17 protein-coding genes are annotated in these 20,841 nt (G+C 66.6%); 8 read left to right on the top strand and 9 right to left on the bottom strand.

The features are described from left to right. Positions 1–37: 37 nt before the first annotated feature. The 4 genes from exaC to J2805_RS04320 all read right to left on the bottom strand — a co-directional run bounded on the left by exaC (position 38) and on the right by J2805_RS04320 (position 5,746). Entirely contained in the window at positions 38–1,561 is a 1,524-nt protein-coding gene (gene exaC / locus J2805_RS04335; RefSeq protein ID WP_309969748.1) for an acetaldehyde dehydrogenase ExaC, read from the bottom strand. Positions 1,562–1,684: 123 nt separating this feature from the next. Next, positions 1,685–3,115, bottom strand: a complete 1,431-nt coding sequence (locus J2805_RS04330; RefSeq protein WP_309969745.1) for a GAF domain-containing protein — start codon at positions 3,113–3,115, stop codon at positions 1,685–1,687. 99 nt (positions 3,116–3,214) lie between these two features. Beyond that, positions 3,215–4,669 carry an FAD-dependent oxidoreductase gene (locus tag J2805_RS04325; RefSeq protein WP_309969742.1) on the bottom strand — a complete coding sequence of 485 codons (1,455 nt, stop codon included), beginning with the start codon at positions 4,667–4,669 and terminating at the stop codon, positions 3,215–3,217. 66 nt (positions 4,670–4,735) lie between these two features. After that, positions 4,736–5,746 (bottom strand): DNA topoisomerase IB, encoded by a 1,011-nt coding sequence (locus J2805_RS04320; protein WP_309969739.1) that lies wholly within the window; start codon positions 5,744–5,746, stop codon positions 4,736–4,738. Between the two features lie 136 nt (positions 5,747–5,882). Here J2805_RS04320 and rarD point away from each other — a divergent pair, with 136 nt between their 5' ends. After that, positions 5,883–6,965 (top strand): EamA family transporter RarD, encoded by a 1,083-nt coding sequence (gene rarD / locus J2805_RS04315; RefSeq protein WP_396134233.1) that lies wholly within the window; start codon positions 5,883–5,885, stop codon positions 6,963–6,965. A 179-nt stretch (positions 6,966–7,144) separates the two neighbouring features. Here rarD and J2805_RS04310 read toward each other — a convergent pair whose 3' ends face one another. The 3 genes from J2805_RS04310 to J2805_RS04300 form a co-directional block, all read right to left on the bottom strand. After that, a complete protein-coding gene (locus tag J2805_RS04310) occupies positions 7,145–8,014 on the bottom strand; it encodes a universal stress protein (protein WP_309969733.1) in 870 nt (289 codons plus the stop codon). Positions 8,015–8,260: 246 nt separating this feature from the next. Next, positions 8,261–9,616, bottom strand: coding sequence for a 4-aminobutyrate--2-oxoglutarate transaminase (gene gabT / locus J2805_RS04305; RefSeq protein ID WP_309969729.1), 1,356 nt, complete (start codon positions 9,614–9,616; stop codon positions 8,261–8,263). A gap of 55 nt (positions 9,617–9,671) precedes the next feature. Continuing rightward, the gene (locus J2805_RS04300; protein ID WP_309969727.1) at positions 9,672–11,102 is read right to left on the bottom strand and encodes a gamma-aminobutyraldehyde dehydrogenase; all 1,431 of its coding nucleotides are present in this window, start codon (positions 11,100–11,102) and stop codon (positions 9,672–9,674) included. A 166-nt stretch (positions 11,103–11,268) separates the two neighbouring features. Here J2805_RS04300 and J2805_RS04295 point away from each other — a divergent pair, with 166 nt between their 5' ends. The 4 genes from J2805_RS04295 (at position 11,269) to J2805_RS04280 (ending at position 16,028) form a co-directional block, all read left to right on the top strand. Beyond that, positions 11,269–12,711: a PucR family transcriptional regulator gene (locus J2805_RS04295; RefSeq protein ID WP_309969723.1), complete on the top strand. Its 1,443-nt coding sequence runs from the start codon at positions 11,269–11,271 to the stop codon at positions 12,709–12,711. Between the two features lie 77 nt (positions 12,712–12,788). After that, positions 12,789–14,084 carry an MFS transporter gene (locus tag J2805_RS04290; RefSeq protein WP_309969719.1) on the top strand — a complete coding sequence of 432 codons (1,296 nt, stop codon included), beginning with the start codon at positions 12,789–12,791 and terminating at the stop codon, positions 14,082–14,084. Beyond that, positions 14,081–14,761: a FadR/GntR family transcriptional regulator gene (locus J2805_RS04285; protein WP_309969715.1), complete on the top strand. Its 681-nt coding sequence runs from the start codon at positions 14,081–14,083 to the stop codon at positions 14,759–14,761. The genes J2805_RS04290 and J2805_RS04285 overlap by 4 nt, the downstream gene beginning before the upstream one ends. A gap of 142 nt (positions 14,762–14,903) precedes the next feature. Further along, positions 14,904–16,028: an AI-2E family transporter gene (locus tag J2805_RS04280; RefSeq protein ID WP_309969713.1), complete on the top strand. Its 1,125-nt coding sequence runs from the start codon at positions 14,904–14,906 to the stop codon at positions 16,026–16,028. Positions 16,029–16,139: 111 nt separating this feature from the next. Here the strand turns inward: J2805_RS04280 and J2805_RS04275 are convergent, their stop codons facing one another. Beyond that, positions 16,140–16,685 (bottom strand): hypothetical protein, encoded by a 546-nt coding sequence (locus J2805_RS04275; protein WP_309969711.1) that lies wholly within the window; start codon positions 16,683–16,685, stop codon positions 16,140–16,142. A gap of 94 nt (positions 16,686–16,779) precedes the next feature. Here J2805_RS04275 and J2805_RS04270 point away from each other — a divergent pair, with 94 nt between their 5' ends. From J2805_RS04270 to J2805_RS04260, 3 genes are read left to right on the top strand one after another with little or no spacing between them, the layout of a single operon-like run. Beyond that, positions 16,780–17,070, top strand: a complete 291-nt coding sequence (locus J2805_RS04270) for a hypothetical protein (RefSeq protein ID WP_309969707.1) — start codon at positions 16,780–16,782, stop codon at positions 17,068–17,070. 30 nt (positions 17,071–17,100) lie between these two features. Continuing rightward, positions 17,101–17,928: a DUF1206 domain-containing protein gene (locus J2805_RS04265; protein ID WP_309969704.1), complete on the top strand. Its 828-nt coding sequence runs from the start codon at positions 17,101–17,103 to the stop codon at positions 17,926–17,928. 58 nt (positions 17,929–17,986) lie between these two features. Beyond that, positions 17,987–19,192 (top strand): SRPBCC family protein, encoded by a 1,206-nt coding sequence (locus tag J2805_RS04260; RefSeq protein WP_309969700.1) that lies wholly within the window; start codon positions 17,987–17,989, stop codon positions 19,190–19,192. Between the two features lie 90 nt (positions 19,193–19,282). Here J2805_RS04260 and J2805_RS04255 read toward each other — a convergent pair whose 3' ends face one another. Then, the gene (locus J2805_RS04255) at positions 19,283–20,746 is read right to left on the bottom strand and encodes an FAD-dependent oxidoreductase (RefSeq protein WP_309969697.1); all 1,464 of its coding nucleotides are present in this window, start codon (positions 20,744–20,746) and stop codon (positions 19,283–19,285) included. Between the last annotated feature and the right edge of the window lie 95 nt (positions 20,747–20,841).

Below are 20,841 nucleotides of genomic sequence, written 5' to 3'. Positions count from 1 at the left end.
TGCGTTGTTGGAGCGTTGGTGCGGTGGACGTGGTGGCTTAGAAGAAGCCGAGCTTGTTCTCGTTGTAGCTGACCAGGAGGTTCTTGGTCTGCTGGTAGTGATCCAGCATCATGGAGTGGTTTTCACGTCCGATGCCGGAGGACTTGTACCCGCCGAACGCGGCGCCGGCCGGGTAGGCGTGGTAGTTGTTGACCCACACACGGCCTGCCTGGATCTCGCGGCCGGCACGGTACGCGACATTGCCGTTGCGGGACCAGACGCCGGCGCCGAGGCCGTAGAGGGTGTCGTTGGCGATGCCCATGGCGTCGTTGTAGTCGCTGAACCGCGTTACCGAAACCACCGGGCCGAAGATCTCCTCCTGGAAGATCCGCATCTTGTTGTGGCCTTCGAAGATGGTGGGCTGGACGTAGTAGCCGCCGGCCAGGTCCCCGGGCAGTTCGGCGCGGGCGCCGCCGGTGAGCACCTTGGCCCCTTCCTGCTTGCCGATGTCGATGTAGGAGAGGATCTTTTCCAGCTGGTCATTGGAGGCCTGTGCGCCGAGCTGGGTGTCGGTGTCCAGCGGGTTGCCCTGGATGATCTTCTCCACACGGGCCACGGCATCGGCCATGAACGAATCGTAGATGTCTTCCTGGACGAGGGCGCGGGACGGGCACGTGCAGACCTCGCCCTGGTTGAACGCGAAGAGTGTAAAGCCTTCCTGCGCCTTGTCGTAGAACGCGTCGTTGGACTCGGCAACATCGTTGAAGAAGATGTTGGGGCTCTTGCCGCCGAGCTCCAGCGTGACCGGGATCAGGTTCTGGCTGGCGTACTGGCTGATCAGGCGCCCGGTGGAGGTCTCGCCGGTGAAGGCGATCTTGCGGATCCGCGGGCTGGAGGCCAGCGGCTTGCCGGCCTCCACGCCGAAGCCGTTGACGATGTTGAGCACGCCGGCCGGCAGCAGGTCGCCGATGAGTTCAATCAGGACCAGGATGGACGACGGCGTCTGCTCGGCGGGCTTGAGGACCACGGCGTTGCCGGCGGCCAGCGCCGGGGCGAGCTTCCAGACGGCCATCAGGATGGGGAAGTTCCACGGGATGATCTGGCCCACGACGCCGAGGGGCTCGTGGTAGTGGTAGGCCGTGGTGTCGTCGTCGAGCTGTGAAAGGCGGCCTTCCTGGGCGCGGACGGCAGAGGCGAAGTAGCGGAAGTGGTCCGCCGCGAGCGGGATGTCCGCATTGAGGGTTTCACGGATCGGCTTGCCGTTGTCCCACGACTCGGCGACGGCGAGCATCTCGAGGTTTTCGTCGATGAGGTCGGCGATCCTGTTGAGGATGGCGGCGCGCTCGGCGACGGAGGTCTTGCCCCAGGAGGGCGCGATCTTGTGTGCGGCGTCCAGTGCCAGTTCGATGTCCTCGGCGGTGCCGCGGGCCACCTCGCAGAATGCCTTGCCGGTGACCGGGGTGATGTTCTCGAAGTACTGGCCCTTGACGGGGGCAACCCATTCGCCGCCGATCCAGTTCTCGTAGCGGTCCTTGAACGTGACCTTCGAACCTTCGGTGCCGGGCTGTGCGTAGACAGTCATTGCTAGCTCCTTTGCTGTGCAAGATGATTAGCGGCCTGTGCTGGCGGCCGCCGTTACATTCAGCGTAGGAGCGGGGAGGTTGCAGTCAGGTTGCAACCAGGTGAGTTAGCTCACAGTCTGGGGTCAGGCGCTGAGCTCGGTTTCCAGCCGTTCAAGATCGGCGACGACGGCGGCCCGCTTGGGCGAGCGGGGCGGCAGGAGCTTGAGCGCGGCGGTGCGGACGCCGACGTCGTCCTTCGCTTCCGGCAGTTCCGCATATTTCAGCAGCGCATCGGCGCTGCCGTCGGTGAGCACGGCTTCGCGGAGCAGCGAGGACACGCGGTCCCGGAGATCGATGATGCCCGGCGCTTCCGAGCGCGGCAGCACCGCGCCGCGGTAGATTTCCAGGGCGATGCGGTGCGCCCCGCGCTGCAGGCAGTTCAGCACCTGGCTGGAATCCGGCATCAGGTCCATGGGGAGCCGGTAGGGGCGCGATTCGGGGACGGCTTCGGGGCTCAGCTGCTGCAGGACCTTGCGCAGGCGCACCATCTCCGGCCGGAGGGTCATGGAGGAGCCGTCGCCCGGGTAGAGGAGGGTGCAGAGTTCCTCCGCGCTGAGCCCGCTGGGGTGGACGCTGAGCAGTGCCAGGATTTCGCTGTGCCGGGCGGAGAGTGCCACGGTGCGGCCTTCGATGCTGAGCAGTGCCTGGTCCCGCCCCAGGAGCTGGAGGCTGTTGCGGTACAGGCTCCCTTCCGCGCCGGAACCGGGGCCGTCGGCCCGGCGGGCAGCGGAAGACGCCGTCCGCCGTCGTACGGGCGCCGCCTGGCGGGCGGCTGCCAGCTGGAGCCGCTCCACGCGCAACTGCGCCTGCGCGGCAGCCACCGTGGCTTCGACGAGGGACAGCGTGTGCGGCGCGACTGCGGTTTCGGTGCCCGTGATGTCCACTACGCCCAACAGGGCGCCGGAGTCGGGGTCGTGGAACGGCACGGCGGTGCAGCTCCACGGGTGGACTGAGCGTTTGTAGTGTTCGGCGCCGGAAATCTGGATGCTGCGGCCCAGGGCGAGTGCCGTGCCGGGGGCGCTGGTGCCGACGCTCGCCTCGGACCAGTCGGCGCCGGCCACGAACATCATGCCTTCGGCGCGGCGCTGCACGGCGGAGTTGCCCTCTACCCAGAGGAGCCGGCCCACTTCGTCGCCCACGGCTACCAGCAGGCCGCTGTCGTGGCTGGGCAGGACCAGGAGTTTGTGGATGACAGGCATGATCGTGGCCAGCGGATGCTGCCGGCGGTAGTCCTCCAGCTCCTCCCCGTCCAGGGCCAGGGGTGCTTCGGGGTTGTCCGGGTTGGCCCGGAACTGGACCGACCGCTGCCAGGATTCCTCCACCAGGCTCCGCAGTCCGGGCAGGCGCACGCTGCCGGCAGGGCCGGCGCTGCCCGCGGAGCCCAGTCCGCCGGCAGGGCCGAAGGCGGTCGCTTCGAGCAGCTCGTGGCCCGCCAGGGCATGGCGCTGGAGCAGCGCCGCGGCGTCGCTGCTGCCTGCGGTGCCCGGAACTGCCGGCTTATTAGTTTTCGTCATCGAACTCTCCTGCCGGCACAACGGTGTGCCAGGCGTGACGGCATGCCGTGCTGGATAGGTCTGCTCAGTCTATTGCCATGCAGCAAGCCCGTCCTAGGGTTAGCCCTCGGAGCTGCGGGAGATCCGGATCATTTCCTCGCGCGGCACAACCTTGATGCGTTCGCGGACGACGCCGGTTTCCGCCTCGGCTTCGGTCCACGCCTTCCCGAGGGCTGCTTCGTGCGCATCGAGCCTGTTCCAGCCCTCCCACGTGGTGTACTCGACGCCGCGCTCCTCCAGCAGGGCGATGATGGCGTGCGGGTCCGGGTTCTGCGCCGGCGGCAACGTCAGCCGGTCCTCCAGCAGGCAGCCGATGGTTTCCAGGGCGTCGCCTTTGGTGTGCCCGATGAGCCCCACCGGACCGCGCTTGATCCAGCCCGTGGCGTAGATTCCGGGGACGGGGTTCCCGTCCGCATCCAGCACCCGGCCGCCCTCGTTGGGGATCACGCCGGCCTTGGCGTCGTATTCCAGTTCGTCCAGCGGGGATCCGTGGTATCCGATGGCGCGGTAGACGGCCTGGACGGGGTAGTCGATGAACTCCCCCGTGCCCTTAACGTGTCCGGTGCCGTCCAGCTGCATCCGTTCAAACTTGATGCCCGCAACCTTTCCGGTGCCCGCAGTGTTGCCGGCGCCGTCGTAGATTTCCACCGGGCTGTGCAGGAAGTGCAGGTGCAGCCGTCGCGAGGAGGGCACTTCGGCCTCGGCGTGCTCCTCCACGAGCCAGTTGGTCATGGTGTTGACCATGGTCTTGATCTGGTTGTTGCTGCGGATGGCGTCATCGGAGGCCTCATCGAATTCGAAGTCCTCCGGGTAGAGCACAATGTCCACGTCCTCGGCGTGGGACAGTTCGCGCAGTTCCAGCGGGGTGAACTTCACCTGGGCCGGTCCGCGCCGGCCGAACACGTGAACGTCCGTGACCGGGGAGTTTTTCAGACCCTGGTAGACGTTGTCCGGAATTTCCGTGGAGAGCAGCTCGTCCGCGTGCTTCACCAGCATGCGGGCCACGTCCAGGGCCACGTTACCGTTGCCGATGACCGCGATTTCCTTGGCGTCCAGCGGCCATTCGCGAGGCACGTCCGGGTGGCCGTCGTACCAGGACACGAAGTCGGCGCCGCCGAAGGAGCCCTCCAGTTCAACGCCCGGAACGTTCAGGTCCGCGTCTTTGATGGCCCCGGTGGAGAAGATCACGGCGTCGTAGAAGGCACGGAAATCGTGGAGTTTCAGGTCCCGGCCGTAGGTCACGTTGCCCAGGAAGCGGATGTCGCCGCGGTCCAGCACTTTGTGCAGGGCGTTGACGATGCCCTTGATCCGCGGGTGGTCCGGGGCAACGCCGTAACGGATCAGGCCGTAGGGCGCCGGATAGGCCTCGAAGAGGTCGATGCTGACCTCGAAGTCGCCGCCCTTGACCTCGTTGGACTTGGTCAGGATGTCCGCGGCGTAGACGCCGGCCGGTCCTGCGCCGACGATGGCGACGCGGAGGGGACGCTTGGGGGTGGTTTCGGCCGAGTTGGACACCGGGAGCCCTTCTGAAACGAGAAACTGCGCCACGTCACGTAGCGCACAGTTCCCCATTCTAATTGGTCAGCCCCCTTTCCCTGCGGAGCTGCTGATGGATACGACGTCGCCCTCCCGGTACAGCAGCGCGCGAAGTTCGGATTCGGCCGAGTCCGTCCGCCGGGGGTCGATGGTCTCCCCCGCGGAAAAATGGTCCAGGAGCCGGGGATCAACATAGCTTTTCCGGGCGATCGACGGCGTGTTTCCCAGCACCGCTGCGGCATCCTGCATTGCGAGGCTGATGGCCCGCTTTTTGGCGGCCTCTGTCTTCTGCGGCCCGGTCCGGGCCAGGCTGACGGCGGCAGCGACCGTGCCCCGAAGGGTGCGGAAGTCCTTGGCGGTGAAGTCCGCTCCGGTCCGTTCCTTGACGTATTCGTTGATCTCCGGGCTGCCCACCGGATGCCACGTGCGCCCGTTCCTGTACGCCAGCAGCCGTGCGTTGCCGCCCCTGCGCTTGAGCACCCGGACCAGGGCGGCGAGGTCGGCGTCGTCGATCTCGGATTCCCAGTTTTTGCCGCTCTTGGCGGGAAAACTGAGACACAGGCACTCCTGCCGCACTTTTACGTGGGCGCACAGCAGGGTAGCCAAGCCGTGGCTGCCGTTCTCGTTGGTGTACCGCTCGGACCCCACCCGGAGCGAGCCGCTGTCCAGCATCCTGAAGGCCGCCGCCAGGACGCGTTCGCGTGAAATGCCGTCACTGCGCAGGTCCATGGTGACAAGCCTGCGTGCGGTCGGGAGGGATTCGGCGAGCTGGAGGGCCCGATCGAACTTCAGCCGGTCCTTCTTTTCCCGCCAGGCCGGGTGGTAGATGTACTGCCGGCGGCCCATGGCGTCGAGGCCCGTGGCCTGGATGTGCCCGTTGTCGTAGGGCGCGATCCACACGTCCGTCCAGGCGGGCGGTATGCCGATGCTCTCCAGCCGCTCCCGGACCGGCCCCGGAGGCAGTGTGGAGCCGTCCAGGTCCCGGTAGGTGAACCCGGTGCCCGCGGCCAGGCGCCGGTAGCCCTTACCCGAGGCGTTGCTGTGGCGGAGCCTCATGACCCGGCCGCCTCGCGATACGTCTTCATATTGGTAAGCGTACTGACTACCGCAAGGCCCTGCAGAATCGCTCCCGGAAACTGCTTCACGGGAATCGCGGGCCTGTTGGCGGAATACCGCCCCCGGCGGCGGTGTTATTGATCGTGTGCCTACACCCGATGGAACCACCGCCCCAGCCCTGACCACCCCGGGTTCCGCTGCCTCCGGCACGGCTTCCGGCGGAGCTTCCGGCGCAAAGCCGGCAAGCCCCGGCGTCGTGCTTAAGGCAGTTGGCGCCCCCAAGGCTGTGGACAAGGACACGACGGCGGGCGTCCTCTTCGGGATCGGCGCCTACGGCCTCTGGGGGCTGCTGCCCCTGTACTTTTTCGCCCTGCAGCCCGCCGGCGCGGTGGAAATCGTGGCCAACCGAGTGGTGTGGTCGCTGCTGTTCTGCACGTTGCTGATCACGATCACCCGCTCCTGGCGCGTGCTTGGGGCGGCGTTCCGGAACCGGGCCGTCCTTGGCACCCTGTCCATCGCGGCGGCCCTCATCGCGGTGAACTGGCTGACCTACACGTACGGCGTCACCACCGGGCAGGCCGTCGAGGCGTCCTTGGGCTACTTCATCAACCCCCTCGTGTCTGTGCTGCTGGGCGTGTTCGTGCTGAAGGAAACCCTGCGTCCGCTCCAGTGGGCCGCCGTCGGGATCGGCTTTGTTGCCGTGGTGGTGCTGACGGTTTCGTACGGCAAACTGCCCTGGATCGCGCTGACCCTGGCGGTCAGCTTCGGGCTCTACGGGTTCGTGAAGAAGCGCATTGGTCCTAAGGCCGATGCCATCACCAGCCTGACCGTGGAGACGGTGGTGCTCGCTCCCCTCGCGGCCGCCACGATGATCTTCCTTGGAGTCAGCGGAGCCGCCACCCTCGGCACGGAAGGCGCCGGGCACTTCTGGCTCCTGGTCGCGTCCGGCATCATCACGGCGGTGCCGCTGCTGTTCTTCGGCGCTTCAGCCCGCCGCCTGCCCATGACCACCATCGGCCTGCTGCAGTACTTTGCCCCGGTGCTCCAGTTCATCGTTGCCCTGGTGGTGTTCAAGGAAACCATGACCCTGGACCGCTGGATCGGCTTCGGTGTGGTCTGGCTGGCGCTGCTGGTGCTGACCGTGGACATGCTGGCCGCAGCGCGCAGGAGTTCCGTGGCCCGGAAGCGCGCGCTGCGGGAAGCCCGAGCGGACACTTAAGCCCCCCAGGCCCCTGCACCCTGCAAGCGCGAACGGGCACTTACGGCCCAAGCCCCCGCGCGAACGGGCAGATAATGCCCTGTTTTTCGCTTTTTGAGGGCATTATCTGCCCGTTCGCGCTCATGCCGTTCGCGCAGGGAGGGCCATAAGTGTACGTTCGCGCTCGTGGGCGGGGTCGGCTACGGGCTGTCCACCCGCTCGTAGTCGCGCGGGATGACCACCATCGGCACGGGCAGCGCACGCAGCACCTTGTTGGCCGTGCTGCCGATGAACAGCTTGTTTTTCTCCGCCAGGCGCGACGAACCCACGATCATGATTTCGCCGTCGTCCCATTCGAGGTCGTCGATGCATTCCTCGATGGTGCGGCCGTGTGCCACTTCCACGCTCACGTTGTGGCCGTCAGGAAGCCGATGCGACGCTTCGGTGAGCACGGTATTGGCGTGGATGTGCGCTGCATTCACCACCTCGCCGCTGTCGCCTTCCGCGTCGAGCTCCACCAGGGACACCATGCGCAGCGGTGCACCGCGGCGCTGCGCAGCCGCGATGGCGACGTCGATCGCGGCGTCTGCGCCCATCCGCTGGCCAACCGCGAGGGTCAGCCGCGTGACGGCCTCCGTACGGCGATAACCGCGGGGAGCCAGCGCCACCGGAACCGGGGACGCGTGCAGGAGCGCGTTGGCCACGCTGCCCACCGTGTGGCGCTTGAACAGCCCGCTGCTCGCTGCACCCACCACAATGAGTCCGGCGTGGTATTCGACGGCGGCCTCGATCAGTCCCGCGGCGAATGACTCGGCTTGGCGCACGTGGAACTCCACGCTCACGTCCTCGGGAACCAGCGACAGCCCTTCACGCTGTGCGTCCAGCACCGCCTGCTCACCGGCGCCGACATGGCCGGCGTCCTGCCCGACGTCCTGGGCCGCATGCGGGACACCCTTTTTCACCACGTAGACGAGGTCCAGCTGGGCGCCCTGCGCGCGGGCCAGCGCGGACGCCAGGGCAACGGCGTCAGCGCCGCGTTCGTTCGGTGTGTAGCCAACAACGTATCGCATGGGTGAACCCCTCTTGGGTCTGGGGCAGAGTCCAGCCGTCGCTCGGGGTTCCCGGGCGACGTCGGCCGGTCTGCGTTCCTGCAGTGGTAGTGCTGACTCTAGCCACCCCGGGCGCTTAAACAGAAGAGCCGCGGACGGTCGGTCCGCGGCTCCTCGGTTGGCTCCCGGCTGCCTGGGTCAGGCATCCGGGCGGAGTCCCAGTGGGTAGGCCCTGGTGAGGGCGGTCTTGGTCAGGCGGGACCGCGGTTAGGCGTGCGCCTTGATGGCGGCGGCCAGCACCTCGAGGCCGTCCAGCAGCAGTTCGTCGCTGATGACCAGCGGCGGCAGCAGGCGGATGACGTTGCCGTAAGTGCCGCAGGTGAGGATGATGACGCCGTCCTTGAGGCAGGCAGCGGCAACGGCCTTGGTCAGTTCCGGGTTCGGTTCCTTGGATCCGGCCTGCACCAGTTCGATCGCCAGCATGGCGCCGCGTCCGCGGATGTCGCCGATGACGGAGACCTCTGCTGCGAGTTCGCGCAGCCGGCCGGTGGCGAGTTCCTCGATGTGCTTGGCGCGGGCGTTGAGGTCGTACTGCTCCATGGAGCCGATGGACGCAAGCGCAGCGGCGCAGGCAACCGGGTTGCCGCCGTAGGTGCCGCCCAGGCCGCCCGGGTGGACGGCGTCGAGCAGGTCGGCGCGGCCGGTGATCGCGGACAGCGGCATGCCGCCAGCGATGCCTTTGGCCATGGTGATGATGTCAGGGACAACACCTTCGTGGTTGACTGCGAACCATTCGCCGGTGCGGCAGAAACCGGACTGGACCTCGTCGGCGATGAAGACGATGCCCTTTTCCTTGGCCCAGGCCGCGAGTGCCGGCAGGAAGCCGTCGGCCGGGACGATGAAGCCGCCCTCGCCCTGGATCGGCTCGATGATGATTGCCGCGACGGATTCTCCGCCGATCTGCTTTTCGATCATAGTGATGGCGCGCTTGGCGGCCTCGGCACCGGTGATCGAGGGGTTTTCCTCGCGGAACGGGTAGCTCATGGGCATGCGGTAGACCTCCGGCGCGAACGGGCCGAAGTTGGTCTTGTACGGCATGGCCTTGGCGGTCAGCGCCATGGTCAGGTTGGTGCGGCCGTGGTAGGCGTGGTCAAAGGCGACGACGGCGTCGCGTCCGGTGGCCAGTCGGGCCACCTTGACGGCGTTTTCCACTGCTTCGGCGCCGGAGTTGAACAGCACCGTGCGCTTTTCGTGATCGCCCGGGGTGAGGCGGTTCAGCTGCTCGGCGACAGCCACGTAGCCCTCGTAGGGGGTGACCATGAAGCAGGTGTGTGTGAAGTGCTCCACGGCTTCCTTCACGGCGCCCACGACGGCGGGATCGGACGCGCCGACGCTGGTCACGGCGATGCCGGAGCCGAGGTCAATGAAGGAGTTGCCGTCGACGTCGTGGATGATGCCGCCGTCGGCGTCCGCAACAAAGACGGGGACGCTGGAAGCGACACCGGCTGCCACAACAGCCTTGCGGCGTTCGGTCAGCGCGACGGACTTCGGGCCCGGGAAGTCCGCCTGGACGCGGCGCTTCTGCTCGAGACGATAGGTGATGTCATGGGCGGTGGTGGTCATGGAGAAGCCTTTCGTGACAGCTGGGGATGAGGCGTGGGGGGTCTGGCGTCGGGGGTCAGGCGTCGAGTGCAGACATCACGTGCTTGATGCGCGTGTAGTCCTCGACGCCGTACATGGAGAGGTCCTTGCCGTAGCCGGACTGCTTGAACCCGCCGTGGGGCATTTCGGCCGTGAGCAGGATGTGGGTGTTGATCCACACCGCGCCGAAGTCCAGGTCGCGGCTGACGCGCATGGCCGTGCCGTGGTCGGTGGTCCAGACGCTGGACGCCAGGGCGTACTCGACGTCGTTGGCCAGCTCAACGGCCTCGGCCTCGGTGTTGAACTTCTGGACGGTGATGACCGGTCCGAAGGTCTCCTTCTGGACGACGTCGTCGGTCTGCTTGGCGCCGGTGATGATGGTGGGCTCGAAGAAGAAGCCCTTGTCGCCGGCTCGGTGGCCGCCGGTGACGATCCTGCAGTTCTCCGGCAGGTGCTCCACTACGGAGTTCACCGCGTTGAAGTGGTTGACGTTGTTGAGCGGACCGAAGTAGTTGTCCTCATCGTTCTGCGAGCCGGTGTGCAGGGTCTTGGTGTGTTCCACCATGGCCGCCACGACGTCGTCGTGGACCGAGTCCTCAACCAGCACGCGCGTGATGGCAGTGCAGTCCTGGCCGGCGTTGAAGAAGGCGAACTCGGCGATGGCGGCCGCGCTCTTCTTGATGTCCGCGTCCTTGAACACGATGGCCGGAGCCTTGCCGCCGAGCTCCAGGTGGGCACGCTTGAGGCCCTTCGCGGCGCCGGAGGCCACGGCGATGCCGGCGCGGACGGAACCGGTGATGGAGACCAGGCCGGGAACCTTGTGGTCCACCATCATGGCGCCGGTTTCACCCGTACCCAGGACGACGTTGAAGACGCCGGCCGGGAAGATGTCCTTGGCCAGCTTGGCCAGCACCAGGGTGGATTCCGGGGTGGTGTCCGACGGCTTGAGGACCACGGTGTTGCCTGCCGCGAGCGCGGGGCCGATCTTCCAGATGGCCATCAGGAACGGGTAGTTCCAGGGAGCAACCTGTGCCACGACGCCAATGGGTTCGCGGCGCACGTAGGAGGTGTGGCCTTCGAAGTATTCGCCGGCGGACTTGCCTTCGAGGATGCGGGCGGCACCGGCGAAGAAGCGGAGCTGGTCGGCGCCGGCGGCAACTTCCTCGGAGGCGATCAGGCTGCGGACCTGGCCCGTGTTGCGGTGCTGGGCCTCAACGAGTTCGTCGCTGTTGGCCTCAACAGCGTCGGCGAGCTTGAGGAGCATGAGCTGGCGCTGGCCCGGGGTGACGTTCTTCCAGCTCTTGAACGCCTGGTTGGCTGCCGTCATGGCGGCGTCGACGTCGGCCTGCACGGAGATGGGCGACTTCGCCACCACTTCCCCGTTCGTGGGATTCACGATGTCCAGCAGTCCGGTGCCGGCGGGCGTGACGAACTCGCCGTTGATGAAGTTCTGCAAGGTTTGGACCACGGTGTACAACCTCTTTCATGCTGGTTTCTGGACCGGTTCTGCAAGCGGCACAGTGTTGCGACTGCTCACGAGCCTATGCCAGGGCCGATACACAGGGAATAGCCACCTGCACACCATCACCGGAACCCTTTAGTGCGGTTGACCAGCGCACGGCTATCCTGAATCCATGGCAATCTCCCTCGCGGCCCTGCTGGGCGTCCAGTCGCTCAAGCTCATCAAATCCGGCCTGGCGGAGACCACCTCGCACCAGGACATCCAGTGGGTTGCCGTCACCGAACAGGAGGACCCGCAGCGCTTCCTCAACGGCGGCGAGCTGGTGCTCACCACGGGCATGCGGCTGAAGTCGGCGCCGGAACAGCGCCGCTTTGTGCGGCAGGTGCAGCGGGCAGGCGCGGTGGGCATCGGCTTCGGGATCGGGCTGACGCATGACGCCGTTCCACCCGCACTGATTGCCGAGGCCAACCGCTGGGGCCTTCCCGTGGTGGAGGTGCCCTACGAGACGCCGTTCATTGCGATCACCAAGCTGGTGGCGGACGCCCAGTCCGCGGACCACTACTCCAAGCTGGAAAGGCTGATCGCGGGCCACCAGATCCTGGCCCGGGCCCTGCTGACCGGCGGCGGCCTCGCGGAGCTGCTCAAGAACCTCGGCTCGATGCTCCGCACGGACATCGTCCTGACCCAGTTCACGGCGCAGCTGTACAACAGCGTGCCCGGCAACCCGGCACCCACGGCGGACACCTGGGCGTCCTACCCGATCCCCACCGGGCGGCGCGACGCCTGCACCCTGTGGATCCGGCAGCCGTTCGAGGACTCCGGCATCGTGGGGTACGCGCAGAACCTGATCAGCGTGGAGCTCAACAACATGGTCAAGCAGCGGCAGGCCCAGCGGGCACTGTCCGGCCAGGTCCTGGAGGACGTGATCCACGGGACCCTGGAGGCCAGCGAAGCGTCCCGGCGCCTTGCGGGCATCGGCGTCAACACCACCCGGAAAAACGTGGTCCTCCTCGCCGAGTCCGCGGCGCACCCGAAACAGCTGGTGAGCTCCTCGGTGCCGCGGCCGCTGGAGCACGGAGTGACCGCCGTCGTCGGCAAGGACCTCATCATCGTTGTCCAGGACGACGGCAGCGGCGCCAGCGTGCTGGCCAAAAGCCTCAGCGACCACCTGGCCGAGGCCGGGATCCACGCCACCATCGGCATCGGCGGCGCCTACACCAAACCCAACGGGCTGCGGTGGAGCTACTTCGAGGCCCGTGACGCGGCCAGCCACGGCCTTCCCGTCAACGAGCCCGAGCGGCTCAGCCTGACGTCACTGCTCCTGGCCAGCGAGGATGTGCCGCTTGCGGACATGGCGAACGAATCCCTCAACCCGCTCAGGAACTTCGACGCCCTGCACGGGGCCGAGCTGATGACCACGCTGGAAAGCTACCTGAACAACAACGGCTCGGTGGCCGCCGTCGCCGAGGCGCTGACGCTGCACCGCAACACGGTCCGGTACCGGCTCGCACAGATCACCGAACTGACCGGCTACGACCCCGCCCAGACCCAGGACCGCGTGCAGCTCTGGCTGGCCCTGGCGGTGCAGCGGCTGAGTCAGCGGCAGCAGGGGTAAGGCCAGCCGCCTGACGCGTCCGGAGATGTTTGCCACATCTTTACAAACATCAAACGTCTAACGTCTAATGTTTAAGTATGGCAAGCACGACGACGGCACTTCCCGGAACTGACGCCCCACCCACCGCACGGGTCGGGGTGAGCCGGCCGCGCGCCGTCGTCGTCCTCGGAATCTTTGCCATTGTGCTGATCGGCCTCAACCTCCGCGCCGGCATCACCGGCGCGTCCGCCCTCCTCCACGACCTCCAGGAGGTCCTGGGCTACGGGCCGTTCGTCGCCTCCGTCATCCCCTCGATTCCCACGCTGTGTTTCGCGGTCGCCGGAGCAGCCACGTCCTGGCTGACGCGCCGGGTGGGCGTCGAAAAGGCCATCCTGCTGGCATTGGGAATGCTGGCCGCCGGCCTCCTGGTGCGCGGCATCCCGTCCACCGGCATGCTGCTGGCCGGAACCGTGGTGGGGATGTCCGGGCTCGCCGTCTGCAACGTGGCCATGCCGTCCTTCATCCGTGAACACTATGCGGACCGCACGTCCCTGATGACGGCGCTCTATACCGTCACCATGACCACAGGCGCCACGGTGACGGCCGTGTTGGTGGTTCCCGTCGCCCAAAGCCTGGGTTCGGCGTCGGCGGGGCTCGGCTCCATTGGCCTGCTCTCGGTGGCCGCCTTCCTGGGCTTCCTGCCTGTCGCCCTGCACGCACACCGGAATGCAACCCCCGGCCGTGGCAGCCACATTTCCCCCTGGCCGCTCCTGCGGACCCGCAAGGGCGCGCTGCTCACCGCCATCTTCACCCTCCAGGCACTCCTCGCCTACGCCGTGCTGAGCTGGTTCCCGTACATGCTGACCACCATGGGGCTCAGCGCCACGGACAGCGGCCTGATGTTCGGGCTGATGCAGCTGGTCTCCGTCCCGGCGGGCATGGTGCTGATCGCCATCGGATCCCGGCCCCGGATGCTGCGGCCGGCCTTCTACCTCGTCAGTGTCACCATGGTCCTGGGCGTGACCGCCCTCATGCTCCTCCCTGCCACGATGGCTACCGTCCCGGCCGTCCTGCTGGGATTCGGCCTGGGCATCTTCCCGCTGGTCATGGTGATGATCAGCCGCAGCGGACGCACCACGGCGGAAACCACGGCCATGTCCACCCTGGCCCAGTCAGCGGGATACCTGCTCGCCACCGCGGGCCCGTTTGGGATGGGCCTGCTGCACAGCGCCACCGGCGGCTGGACGGTTCCACTGATCCTGCTGCTGGCCATTGCCCTGGCCCAGATCGTGGTGGCGCACCTGCTGACCGGCCGGAAAATGACGGCAACGGCGGGCCCGGCAGCCGCCGTCACAGAACCAAGCACAGAGAACCCGGCAAGGACGCGTCCATGACCCTCACCGCCTCGAACCGGCCTGTACTGGCCGACGAAATCACGGACAAGCTCCGCCGGATGATCCACTCCGGCGAATGGCCGCTGCAGCAGAAGATCCCTGCCGAGCCTGAGCTGATGGCCACGCTGGGCGTTTCGCGGGGCACCCTGCGCGAGGCCATCAAGGCGCTGGCCCATGGCGGCATGCTGGAGGTCCGCCGCGGTGACGGCACGTACGTCCGCGCGACGAGCGAGATCTCCGGCGCGGCACAGCGCATGTACCAGGACCACACCCAGGAGCACATCCTTGAAGTCCGGTTGGGCCTGGACACCCAGGCGGCCCGGCTGGCCGCCCGCAACGCCACAGCGGAGCACATCACGGCCATGAAGGCCCTCCTGGACCAGCGGCGCGACGCCTGGAACTCCGAGGACTACCCTGCCTGGGCACAGGCTGACTGGGACTTCCACGTGCTCGTGGCGCAGGCCACCGGGAACCCGCTGCTGCACGAGCTGTACGTCAGCTTCGGCGCGGTGTTCCATGCCGACCTGCTCCGGCAGCACCGCCGCAGCGGCTTCAACGGCCTCCCCGACGAGGGGCATGGCAAGCTGGTTGAGGCCATCGAGGCGCACGATGAAAGCGCTGCCGTGGACAGCGTCAACCGGAACCTGAACTCCTGCGCGGAGTGGCTCCGGGAGTAGCCTGGCTTGCTGGGTGCGTGTCAGCGGGTGCGTGTAGGCGCTAGGCCCATCAAGTCAGTAGGCTTAGCTTTCGGGAGCTCCCCGCCCGGCTTCGGCCGGATCAGACTTCCCGTTACAGCACGCTGACGAATTGGAGTAACCCTTGGCCAGATCAGTCGAAGTCACCGTGGAAGGTAAACGCCGGGACCTCTGGGCGGACGGCCTGGGCAGGGTCGGCACCCGCTCGGCCCAGATCCTGCTGGTCCTCACGGTTGTTGTGGTGTCGGTCTACGCCCTCCTGCAGATCCGCCTCCTCGTGATTCCCGTGCTCATTGCACTGATCCTCGCGGCGGCCATCGGGCCCTTCGTGAACCTCCTGCGCCGGCGCGGCATGCACGGCGGTGTGGCAACCGGCCTGGCGTTCGTGGCCCTGCTCGTGGTGCTCGCGGGAGTGACCACCGTCATTGTCGCCTCCGTCCGAAGCCAGTGGGGCGAACTGGTGACGCAGGCGTCCTCCGGTCTGGACGAGCTGGAGAACTTCCTCCTGAACGGGCCCTTCCCGTTGGATCGGGAGCAGCTCGAACAGGCCAGGACGGGGATTGTTGAGTTCGCCACGAGCAGCCAGGTGCGATCCGGCGCCATCACCGGCCTCTCCGTCGTTACCGAGTTCCTGGCCGGTACCGGCCTGATGGTGGTGATCCTGTTCTTCTTCCTCAAGGACGGCGCCAAGATCTGGAACTTCTTCCTTCGGCCGTTCACCGGCGCACGCGAAGCCAAACTGCGCCGCGCGGGAGCCCGCACCATCCAGGTGCTGGGTGACTACGTTCGCGGCACCGCGATCGTGGCGCTCGTGGACACAGTGGCGATTGGCGCCGCACTGCTGATCCTGCAGGTTCCCCTGGCCATCCCCCTGGCCATTATTGTCTTCCTCGGAGCCTTCGTCCCGCTGGTGGGCGCCACCGTGGCAGGCATCCTGGCCGCCCTGGTGGCACTTGTTGCCAACGGTCCTGTGGTGGCGCTGATCGTGGTGGCGGTAGTGATCGCCGTGAACCAGCTTGAGGGTGACCTCCTGCAGCCCGTGGTGATGGGCAAGTCCCTCCAGCTGCACGCGTTGGTCATTCTGATGGCACTCACTGCCGGGACCATCCTTGCCGGCATTATTGGTGCGGTGCTTTCCGTGCCTCTGGCCGCCGTGATCTGGGCTGTCATCCAGGTCTGGACGGCGGAAACTCCGGAGCTGGAACCCATGAACCCGGATCTTCCGCCGGCGGACACCGCAAAGACGTAATCACGGGCAAGCCCGCCCGGGGGAAAACACCAGACGAAGCGGCCCGGACCCTCAAGGGGTCCGGGCCGCTTCTGTCCGGCAGGCTGCTTGTGTCCGGCGGGCTGAGACTGACTAGTTCGAGCGGTGCAGCAGGCCCTGGATCACGTTCTTTGGCCGCTGCATTTCACCGTGCTTTGCACCGAGCACCATGACCCACCCCGCAAACACCGGGATGGCCCACTGCAGGATTTTCAGTTGCTTCTGGGCTGCTTTGAGCTCATCCGAAGCCCCGGGCTTGGGCTCGGTTGCACCTTCGGCACCCTCGCCCGCGAGCTTTTCCACCTTGCTCCCCAGAATGCCCGCATACAACGTGACTGCGGCGCCGGTGAGAGTGACCGCCGTTTTGTACACGTTGAGGCCGGCCACGCCTTCCTGGGTGGCGGTCCGGCCCTTGTTCTCCCAGGTAATGGCCAGCCCCGACAGGATGTGGGCGGCAAAAGCACCGGCCTGGACCGGAGCCCAGCGCTTCCAACCCAGGCTGGAGAGCCGGGTGCGCTCCGCCGGGTCCTTCGCCGCAGCCGCAGCCCCGTTGAGTCCTATGGCGCCCATGAGGGAACCGCCGAACCATGCCCCCGCGGTTAGGTCGTGAATGGACCGTGCAACAAGATTTCCTGCCATGGTGATCTCTCCTAACGTCAGTGCGGAATGTCCCGCTATACTAAGCACACTTATCAATATTTTGGTAGTCTGAAGGATGCGTAAAATCAGCGATATGAATGGATCTGGAACGCTTTTCGGTTGGGCATTTGGTGACGTCGCACGGTTCGAGGACGAGGCGTATTTGGACGAACTGCGCAGCGACGCCCTGGCCAACGCCACGAAGGATGCCGCCTCCCGGGGGTTCGACGTCGAAGCCGGGACCGAAACCTACACGGTCATCAATCCCCACGACACCCTGGCTGACCTGAGCACCACACCGGACCAGCTCATCGTCCGCTGCACAGTGAAACTTGTCGGCCCAGGCGCTGAGAAGATCCACGCCGAAGGCCCCATGAACGGCTGACCGCACGCCTGCCGGAGGAGCCCGAACGCGATGACGGATGAAGACACAGCCCTCGGCGAAGCTGCCGATGCGGCCGAGGCGGCCTCGAACACCAAGGCGCTGGACGTCGTCGCGCGCTCAGGCTTCGCGGTGATGGCCCTGATCCACATTGTGATCGGAGCGATCGCCGTCGCGTTGGCGCTGGGCGAGCCCGGGCAGGCCGAGCCCACCGGGGCCATCGAGCAGCTTGCGGCGAATCCGTGGGGCCCCGCGGTCATGTGGGCATGCCTGGTGGGGTGCGTCGGACTATCCCTGTGGCAGCTCAGCGAAGCCACGCTCCGGGCCCGCCGCCTCCCGGCCGGCCAGCGGCTCGGGAAGCTCATCTCCTCCGGATTCCTTGCTGTGGCCTACGGCAGTGTGGGGCTCAGCTTCGCCGGATTCGCCGTGGGCATGCGCGGCGATTCCGGAGACTCCACCAAGGACTTCAGCACGGCCCTGATGCGGGGCCCGTTCGGCGTTCCGGCGCTGATCGCACTGGGACTGACCGTCATCGGCGTCGGAATCTATTTCATCGTCAAAGGCATCCGGAAACAGTTCAAGGACGAGCTGCACCATTTCGAGGGCACGCGGCGCGGGAAGATCATCAGCGCGCTGGGCGTCACGGGCCATGCGGCCAAAGGGGTCGCCTTGAACCTGGTGGGACTGCTCTTTGTCGTGGCCGCCGCCCAGAACCAGCCCGGCGAATCCACCGGGCTGGACGGAAGCCTGAAGGCGCTGCGGGACCATCCGGCGGGCCCTTACCTGCTGATGGCCATCGCCGCGGGGCTCATCAGCTACGGTGTATTCGCCCTGATCAGGGCGAAATACGGCCGGATGTAGGCTGGCACAACCGGCCATTCGACGTTTATCGGGCCAAGCGAACTACCGAAGGGGGCTCATGACACTTCATCCAAGCAGCCTCGCAGGTGCCGCTTTCGGGGTGGTCTTCCGGTTGCTGAAAACTGTCCGGCCGGAGCGGCCCATCCACCCCCGCGGCGTTTCGCTCAGGGGTGTGGTTCAGACCGGATACCCAGCCGAAAAGGAACACGTGTCCTCGGAAGAAAGTGGCATCGGCTGGATCGACAATCCAGGCCGTTACACCGTTTTGGCCAGGTTCTCACGCTCGCTGGGACTTCCTGCCCCCTTCCCGGACGTCCTCGGACTTGCATTACGGTTGCCCGACGGCGGACGTCCCGCCGACCTTCTGTTCGCCACCACAGGCCTGTCCGTTCCGGGACGGTTTCTGCTGCTCCCCCACCGGAACCTCAGCAGGGCCGCCTTCACCACGCTGTTTCCGTACCGCGGTGCGCGCGGCCCCGTCCTGCTGGCACTGAAGACCGTGCGGACACCTGAGGGCGCCCGCTCCGCCGTCACGGAAGGTCAGCTGGAACGCTCGCTTTCAGGCGGAGAGTGGGTGCTGGCCCTGAGCTTCGCCAATCCCGGCGGCTCGTGGCGGCGGTTCGGCACGGTGACACTGGAGGCAGAACCCGGCCCCAGAGACACGGAGTCCCGGTTCGACCCCATACGGAACGTGCTTCCCGGCGCGGAAACATACGCCTGGACTCGGCGGCTGCGGGAGCGTTCCTATGCCGTCGCGCAATCCAGAGTGACCCAGTCGAGAGTGGCGCAGTCCGGAGTACCCAAGAAGAAAGCGAGAACTGAGATGGCTACCGTTTCCAAGGTGTTCCTCACCCCGCCGGCCGACGTCTGGAAGGTGATCGCAGACGGCTGGCTCTACTCCGGGTGGGTTGTGGGTGCGTCCAGGATCAGGGACGTGGACGCATTGTGGCCGGCTGCCGACGCGGTGCTGCACCACTCGGTCGGTGCGTGGCCGCTGCTGATCAACGACAAAACCACGGTAAAGGCGTCGGACCCGGAGAAATCCATCGAGCTGATTGCCCGGGGCTGGCCGTTGGGAGAAGCAAAGGTGGTGGTCACCCTGGAGCCGGCGGAAACCGGGTGCAAGGTGTCCATCGCCGAGGACGCCATCAAGGGCCCGGGCCTGCTCATCCCCAAGTTCATCCGGGACCCGCTCATTTCGGTCCGGAACACCGAAACGCTGAACCGGCTGGAGCTGATGGCCTCGGGCGGTGCCGGCAACTAGGCCCTCCCACCACACCACGAACACGGGGCCGCCCGGCGCTCAGTCCTGACGGACCGGGCGCCGGGCGACCCCGCGTGAGCAGTGAAGAAACTAGACCTGCGCGGCTACTCCGTCGCGGGAAATGGAAACCATGTCTTCACGCGGGACAACCTTGACGCGCTCACGGGCAACCTCAACACCGTGCGAACCGGTCTCGGTGGCCTTCTCGCCGAGGGCGCGCTCGTGGGCGTCCAGGGCCAGCCAGCCTTCCCAGCTGGTGTACTGCACGCCGCGGTTCTCCAGCAGTTCGACGACGGCGTCCGGCGCCGGCGACGCGGCCAGCGGCAGGTTCGCGCGGTCTTCGAGCAGGTAGGTCACGGTTTCGAGGGCGTCACCCTTGGTGTGGCCGATGAGGCCCACCGGGCCGCGCTTGATCCAGCCCGTGGCGTAGATGCCCGGGACGTGGCTGCCGGAAGCGTCCAGTACGCGGCCGCCGTCGTTCGGTACTACACCCTTCTTGTGGTCGAACTCGACCTCCGGGAGGGCGGAACCGAAGTAGCCGATCGCGCGGTAAACGGCCTGCACCGGGTAGTCCACGAACTCGCCGGTGCCGCGGGCGTTGCCCGTGCCGTCCAGCTCGGTGCGCTCAAACTTCATGCCGGCAACGCGGCCGGGGGTCTCGGCGTCGTCGTAAATTTCAACCGGGCTGTGCAGGAAGTGCAGGTGCAGGCGGCGGGACGCCTTGAGCTCGGAGACGTCCTCCGGCTGCTCGGCGATCCAGTTGGTGAGCGTGCCGACCATGGTCTTGGTCTGGTTGTTGCTCTGGACCTGGCGGTCGGATTCCTCGTCGAACTCGAAGTCCTCCGGGTACAGGACGATGTCCACGTCCTTCGAGTGGGCCAGCTCGCGCAGTTCCAGCGGGGTGAACTTCACCTGGGCCGGGCCGCGGCGGCCGAAGACGTGCACATCGGTGACAGGCGAGGACTTCAGGCCGGCGTAGACGTTATCCGGGATTTCGGAGACCAGGAGGTCGTCGGCGTGCTTGGAGAGCATGCGGGCCACGTCCAGGGCCACGTTGCCGTTGCCGATGACCGCGATTTCCTTGGCGTCCAGCGGCCATTCGCGGGACACGTCGGGGTGGCCGTCGTACCAGGAGACGAAGTCGGCGCCGCCGTAGGAGCCCTCGAGTTCGATGCCCGGGATGTTCAGGTCCGCGTCCTTGATGGCGCCGGTGGCGAAGATGACGGCGTCGTAGTGGGTGCGGAGGTCCTCGATGGAGAGGTCTGTGCCGTAGTCCACGTTGCCGAAGAAGCGGATGTCGCCGCGGTCCAGGACCTTGTGCAGGGCGTTGACGATGCCCTTGATGCGCGGGTGGTCCGGGGCAACGCCGTAGCGGATCAGGCCGTAGGGCGCCGGGTAGCGGTCAAAGAGGTCGATGCTTACGGTCAGCTCGCCGCTCTTGACGGCTTCACTCTTGGTTAGGATGTCGGCGGCGTACACGCCGGCGGGGCCGGAACCCACGACGGCGACCCGGAGCGGGCGGGCGGCAGAACCTACGGTGGTGCTAGTTGACACGGCTGTGTTCCTTTTTCTGTCACTGGCCCAACTGGGTAGCAGCAGATGTCGTTATGACGGCTCAAAACGACATTTACTGCTACTTAGTCGGGAAG

Source organism: Arthrobacter oryzae, from assembly GCF_031454875.1.
Classification (GTDB): domain Bacteria; phylum Actinomycetota; class Actinomycetes; order Actinomycetales; family Micrococcaceae; genus Arthrobacter; species Arthrobacter oryzae_D.
This window is presented reverse-complemented; position numbering and strand designations above follow the sequence as displayed.

Excerpts from the sequence above, each read along its gene's own strand:
- exaC (WP_309969748.1), bottom strand. The coding sequence starts at position 1,561 with ATGACTGTCTACGCACAGCCCGGCACCGAAGGTTCGAAGGTCACGTTC.
- J2805_RS04330 (WP_309969745.1), bottom strand. The coding sequence starts at position 3,115 with ATGACGAAAACTAATAAGCCGGCAGTTCCGGGCACCGCAGGCAGCAGC.
- J2805_RS04320 (WP_309969739.1), bottom strand. The coding sequence starts at position 5,746 with ATGAGGCTCCGCCACAGCAACGCCTCGGGTAAGGGCTACCGGCGCCTG.
- J2805_RS04310 (WP_309969733.1), bottom strand. The coding sequence starts at position 8,014 with ATGCGATACGTTGTTGGCTACACACCGAACGAACGCGGCGCTGACGCC.
- gabT (WP_309969729.1), bottom strand. The coding sequence starts at position 9,616 with ATGACCACCACCGCCCATGACATCACCTATCGTCTCGAGCAGAAGCGC.
- J2805_RS04295 (WP_309969723.1), top strand. The coding sequence starts at position 11,269 with ATGGCAATCTCCCTCGCGGCCCTGCTGGGCGTCCAGTCGCTCAAGCTC.
- J2805_RS04290 (WP_309969719.1), top strand. The coding sequence starts at position 12,789 with ATGGCAAGCACGACGACGGCACTTCCCGGAACTGACGCCCCACCCACC.
- J2805_RS04285 (WP_309969715.1), top strand. The coding sequence starts at position 14,081 with ATGACCCTCACCGCCTCGAACCGGCCTGTACTGGCCGACGAAATCACG.
- J2805_RS04275 (WP_309969711.1), bottom strand. The coding sequence starts at position 16,685 with ATGGCAGGAAATCTTGTTGCACGGTCCATTCACGACCTAACCGCGGGG.
- J2805_RS04270 (WP_309969707.1), top strand. The coding sequence starts at position 16,780 with ATGAATGGATCTGGAACGCTTTTCGGTTGGGCATTTGGTGACGTCGCA.
- J2805_RS04265 (WP_309969704.1), top strand. The coding sequence starts at position 17,101 with ATGACGGATGAAGACACAGCCCTCGGCGAAGCTGCCGATGCGGCCGAG.
- J2805_RS04260 (WP_309969700.1), top strand. The coding sequence starts at position 17,987 with ATGACACTTCATCCAAGCAGCCTCGCAGGTGCCGCTTTCGGGGTGGTC.